The sequence below is a fragment of the Candidatus Protofrankia californiensis genome, assembly GCF_900634765.1.
GTDB classification, from domain to species: Bacteria; Actinomycetota; Actinomycetes; order Frankiales; family Frankiaceae; genus Protofrankia; species Protofrankia californiensis.
Map to the genome: position 1 here is coordinate 4,562 of NZ_CAAAFT010000267.1, position 5,126 is coordinate 9,687.

General features: G+C 73.5%; 5 protein-coding genes and 1 pseudogene. All 6 read left to right on the forward strand.

Annotated features, from left to right (window positions below; translation table 11 throughout):
* Positions 1–275, forward strand: a pseudogene (locus DD1DGNOD_RS27065) (protoporphyrin IX magnesium chelatase); the annotation flags it as partial.
* A 3-nt stretch (positions 276–278) separates the two neighbouring features.
* Positions 279–884, forward strand: a complete 606-nt coding sequence (gene cobO, locus DD1DGNOD_RS14675) for a cob(I)yrinic acid a,c-diamide adenosyltransferase (protein WP_131767020.1) — start codon at positions 279–281, stop codon at positions 882–884.
* A complete protein-coding gene (locus tag DD1DGNOD_RS14680) occupies positions 878–2,452 on the forward strand; it encodes a cobyrinate a,c-diamide synthase (RefSeq protein ID WP_131767021.1) in 1,575 nt (524 codons plus the stop codon). The genes cobO and DD1DGNOD_RS14680 overlap by 7 nt, the downstream gene beginning before the upstream one ends.
* Positions 2,449–3,192 carry a precorrin-2 C(20)-methyltransferase gene (gene cobI / locus DD1DGNOD_RS14685; RefSeq protein WP_131767022.1) on the forward strand — a complete coding sequence of 248 codons (744 nt, stop codon included), beginning with the start codon at positions 2,449–2,451 and terminating at the stop codon, positions 3,190–3,192. Before DD1DGNOD_RS14680 ends, cobI begins: the two co-directional genes overlap by 4 nt.
* Positions 3,192–4,124, forward strand: coding sequence for a precorrin-4 C(11)-methyltransferase (gene cobM / locus DD1DGNOD_RS14690; protein WP_430827809.1), 933 nt, complete (start codon positions 3,192–3,194; stop codon positions 4,122–4,124). The genes cobI and cobM overlap by 1 nt, the downstream gene beginning before the upstream one ends.
* Positions 4,121–5,126, forward strand: a 1,006-nt coding sequence (locus tag DD1DGNOD_RS14695) for a cobalt-precorrin-5B (C(1))-methyltransferase (protein ID WP_206443185.1), incomplete at its 3' end; no start/stop codon positions are given. The genes cobM and DD1DGNOD_RS14695, both read left to right, overlap by 4 nt.

Consider the following 5,126-nt stretch of genomic DNA (forward strand, 5'->3'; position numbering starts at 1 on the left):
CAGACGGCCGGTCCACGACCGGCCCGGATCCGGCCGCCGCCGCGCACGCGCTGGCCCGCGCCGGTGTGGCCAGCGTCGTCGTCGACTGCGAGAGTGGGCACGTCCGCTTGGGCCTGGCCGGACGTCTGGCCACCGTCCTCGGTGGCACGATCGTTCCGTTGGCCGCCCTGTCGGCGGCGGCCGACCCGGCGGGGTCCATGCGTCCCGGGACGCCGGCGGGATCCGTTCGTCCTGGAAAGCCGACGGTATCCACCCGTCCCGGAAAGGCGGCCTGAAGCATGCCGCAGGGACAGCCGGCCGTGGTACCCGACGACGGCCTGAGCACCCGGGCCCGCCGGGACCGCCCGCTGCTGATCGTCCATACCGGCGACGGCAAGGGGAAGTCGACCGCGGCGTTCGGGCTGGCCCTGCGCGGCTGGGCGCAGGGCTGGCCGGTCGGGGTGTTCCAGTTCGTCAAGTCCGCGAAGTGGCGGATCGGGGAGGAACGGGCGCTGCGCACCCTCGCCGCCACCGGTGAGGGCGGCGCGGTCACCTGGCACAAGATGGGCGAGGGCTGGAGCTGGGTGCAGCGCCGGATCGACCCGGGCGCCGAACCGGCCGAGGCCGCGCGTGAGGGCTGGGCGCAGATCCGCCGGGATCTGGCCGCGCAGACCTACCAGCTCTATGTCCTCGACGAGCTGACCTATCCGCTGAAGTGGGGGTGGATCGATGTGGACGAGGTCGTCGAGGTGCTGCGTACCCGGCCCGGACGCCAGCACGTCGTCGTGACCGGTCGCGCCGCGCCACCCGCGCTGCTCGACGCCGCCGACCTGGTGACCGAGATGACCAAGGTGAAGCATCCGATGGACGCCGGCCAGAAGGGCCAGCGGGGGATCGAATGGTGAACAACGCCCACGGCACGCTCCCGCCACGGCTGATGATCGCTGCTCCGGCGAGCGGCGCGGGCAAGACCACCGTGGCGACCGGGCTGATGGCCGCCCTCACCGCCCGCGGCCTGCGGGTGTCCCCGCACAAGGTCGGCCCGGACTACATCGACCCGAGTTACCACGCGCTCGCCACCGGACGGCCGGGGCGCAACCTCGACGCCGTGCTCTGCGGCGAACACCGCATCGGACCGCTGCTCGCCTACGGCGCCCGCGGCGCCGACATCGCCATCGTCGAAGGGGTGATGGGCCTGTTCGACGGGGTGTCGGTGCCGGAGCCCGGCCAGCCCGTCGACTTCGCCTCCGCCGCCCATGTGGCCCGCCTGACCGCCACCCCGGTCGTGCTGGTCGTCGACGCGTCCGCCGCGGGCAGGTCGGTTGCCGCCACGGTGCACGGCTTCGCCACCTGGGACCCCCGGGTATACCTGGCCGGCGTCGTGTTCAACCAGGTCGGCTCGGCGGGCCACGAACGGCTGCTGCGGGACGCGGCCGCCGACCTGCGCATCCCGGTGCTGGGGGTGCTGCGCCGGGACGCCGGCGCCGCGGTGCCCTCGCGGCATCTCGGGTTGGTGCCGGCGGCCGAGCGCGCGCCGGCCGCGGCCGAGGCGGTCCGGGTGCTGGGGGCGCTGGTCGCCGCGTCCTGCGATCTCGATGCCGTGCTCGCCCTCGCCCGGTCGGCTCCGCCGCTGGATGTCCGGCCCTGGACACCATCCGAAGCTGTGGCCGAGGCCACCTCGCCGGCGGTACCTGTGGCCGGAAACGAAGGCCGGACGGAAGCTGCGGTGGAAGCCCGGATGGGAGCCGGGATCGGCAGCGGGAGTGCCGCGCGCCGGCCGGTGCGGATCGCCGTCGCGGGCGGGCCTGCGTTCACGTTCGGTTATGTTGAACAGGTCGAGCTCCTGCGCGCCGCCGGCGCCGAGGTCGTCACTGTCGACCCGCTGCGCGACGAGGCGCTCCCGGAGGGCACCGACGGGCTGGTGATCGGCGGCGGATTCCCCGAGGAGCATGCCGCCGCGCTCGCGGCCAACGTGCCGTTGCGGGCCGAGGTGGTGGCGCTGGCGCACCGGGGCGCGCCGATCGTCGCCGAGTGCGCGGGCCTGCTCTACCTGGCACGCTCCCTCGATGGGCATCCGATGTGCGGGATCCTCGACACCGACACGGCAATGGGACCGCGTCTCACGCTCGGTTACCGCCGGGCTGTGGCCGCCTGCGACAACCCGGTCGCCGCCGCGGGTACCGCGGTGACGGCGCACGAGTTCCACCACACGTCGGTACTTGCCGACGCCACTACCGGCCCCGCTGCCGCAGCCGCCCTCATCGGGGATGCGCCGCAGGCGGCCTGGCAGGTCGGCGATCGGGCGGAGGGTTTCGTGCGCGGCAACGTGCACGCCTCCTACCTGCACCTGCACTGGGCCGGCGTGCCCGGGGCGGCGCAACGGTTCGTCGCCACGGCTCGCAGGGCAAGATCGGCCGGAGCGGCCGCCTCCTCTCCCCCCGCGGGACGGGTTGCTGCGGGGGGAGAGGAATGAGCGCCGAGGCGGTGCGGGTCCGCGGCTGTCTGGTCGGCGTCGGTGTCGGCCCCGGCGACCCGGATCTGGTGACGGTCCGGGCCGTCCGGACGCTGGAGCGGGCCGACGTCGTGTTCGTCCCGGTCAGTGAAGGCCTGCCGCCGCCGGGACGGGCCGAGGCGACGGTGCGCGCGCATGTCACTCATGACCGGATCCGCCACGTGGCGTTCCGGATGACCGGCGACGCCGACTACGACACCCCGGCGGTCACGGTCAGCCAGGCCCTGCGCGAGCATCCTACAGGCAGTGTCGCGTTCGCCACGATCGGTGATCCGAACGTCTACTCGACCTTCACCACGCTGGCGGCCCGGGTGCGGGCGCTGCTACCGGAGGTCACCATCGAAACCGTTCCGGGGATCATGGCCATGCAGGATCTTGCCGCCCGGTCCGGCACGGTGCTGGCCGTGGGCACCGAAACCGTGGCGTTGCTGCCACTGACCGCGGGGGTGGATGCCTACCGCAGGGCGGTGGCCGACCACGACACCGTGATCGCCTACAAGGGGGGGCGCGCGTTGCCGCAGGTCCTCGACGTCCTGGCCGCGGCCGACCGGCTCGACGGCACGCACGGCACGGCCGTCTACGGTGCCTGCACGGGCCTGCCCGAGGAGGACATCCGTCCCGCCGGTGAACTGCCCCGCGACCGGCCCGGCCCCTACCTGTCCACGGTGATCTCGACACGGCGGCGGCAGTGGCCGGCATGATCACCGAACCGACCGCCGGTACGAACACAGGCGGCTGCGCAGGCGGGCCCGAAGACGTGACGACAGGCGGGCCCGGTCACGGGTTTGGTTGCGGGACCGGCCGGGTCACGTTCGTCGGAGCCGGCCCCGGGGCCGCGGACCTGCTGACCCTGCGCGGCGCCAGAGTGATCGGCGAGGCCGACGTGGTCATCTGGGCGTCCTCGCTGGTGCATCCGGACGTACTCACCCATGCTCGGGACGACGCCGAGATCGTCGACTCGGCCGGGCTGCCGCTGGAGGGCGTGCGGGAGATCTACCGGCGGGCCGCCGGCGCCGGGCTCGCGGTGGCCCGGATCCACTCCGGTGATCCGGCGCTGTGGGGCGCACTGCAGGAACAGTTGGAGATCTGCGTCGAGCTGGGGCTTGCCACCGACGTCGTCCCCGGGGTCAGCAGCTTCACCGCGGCCGCCGCGGCCGTCGGACGCGAGCTGACCATCCCGCAGGTGGCCCAGTCGGTGATCCTGACCCGGCTCGCCGGCGGGAAGACCCCGATGCCCCCTGGTGAGGAGGTGGCCCGGTTCGCCTCGCACGGCACGACCATGGCGCTGTTCCTGTCGGCGGCCCGATCCGGTCAGCTCCAGACCGAACTCACCGACGGCGGCTATCCGCCGGATACGCCCTGTGTGGTCGCCTACCGGGTGAGCTGGCCGGACGAGCTGATCGTGCGATGTGCGCTTGCCGAACTGGCCGCCACGATCCGTGAGCACAAGTTGTGGAAGCACACGCTGGTCCTGGTCGGCCCCGCGCTCGCGGCCGGCGGGACCCGCTCGCACCTCTACCATCCCGGTCACTTCCACGGGTTCCGCAGGGCCGAACGGACCGCCCGCACCGCACTGCGTTCTCGCGACGGGCAGCACGACCGTCCCGGGGCGTCCGGGGAACGGCCGGCGTGAACGGCCCTGGCCCAGCCCTTCCCCCACCGGTTCCGTTGCGTGAACCGGACCTGCCGCGCACCGCGAAAGTCCGGCCAGTCGCATTACGTACCGGTTGGACGACCGGAACGTGCGCGGCCGCCGCCGCGAAGGCCGCAAGCGCCGCGTTGTTCTCCGGGACGGCGCAGCGGGAGGTCACCGTCGCCCTGCCGTCGGGACAGCGGGTGACGTTCCCGGTCGAACGCTGCGAGCTGGACATGGATGCCGGTCGCAGCGCCGAGGCGGTTGTCGTCAAGGACGCCGGGGACGACCCGGACGTCACCCACGGCGCACACCTGACCGCAACGGTGAGCTGGCGGACACCGACCGGCGTCGACATCGACGGCGGGAGCGGCGTCGGGGTCGTCACGAAACCCGGGCTCGGGCTTACCGTCGGCCAGGCTGCGATCAACTCGGTACCCCGATCGATGATCATCCAGTCGGTCGGGGAGGTCGTCGACCTGCGCGCCAGCGGGCTGCGCGTCGTGATCAGCGTGCCGGACGGGGAACGGATGGCCCGGCGGACCACCAACGCCCGCCTGGGCATCCTCGGCGGGATCTCGATCCTCGGCACCACCGGCATCGTCCGGCCGTTTTCCACCGCGTCCTGGCGGGCGTCGGTGGAGCAGGCCGTGGCGGTGGCCGCCGCCCAGGGCCTGCGCACGGTGGTGCTCGCCACCGGCGGGCGTACCGAGTCCGCCGCCATCCGGCTGCTACCGGCCCTGCCCGAGGTGTGTTTCGTCGAGGTCGGCGACTTCACCGGAGCGGCGTTGCGCCGGGCGGTCGAGGTGGGCATGACCGACGTGGTCTTCGTCGGCATGGCCGGCAAGCTCACCAAGCTCGCCGCAGGCATCCTGATGACGCACTACACCCGGTCCAAGGTCTCCCCGGACCTGCTGGCCGGGATCACCGCGGACGCCGGCGGCGGTCCGGACCTGGTGGCGGCCGTCGCCACGGCCAACACCGCCCGCCACGCCTACGAGC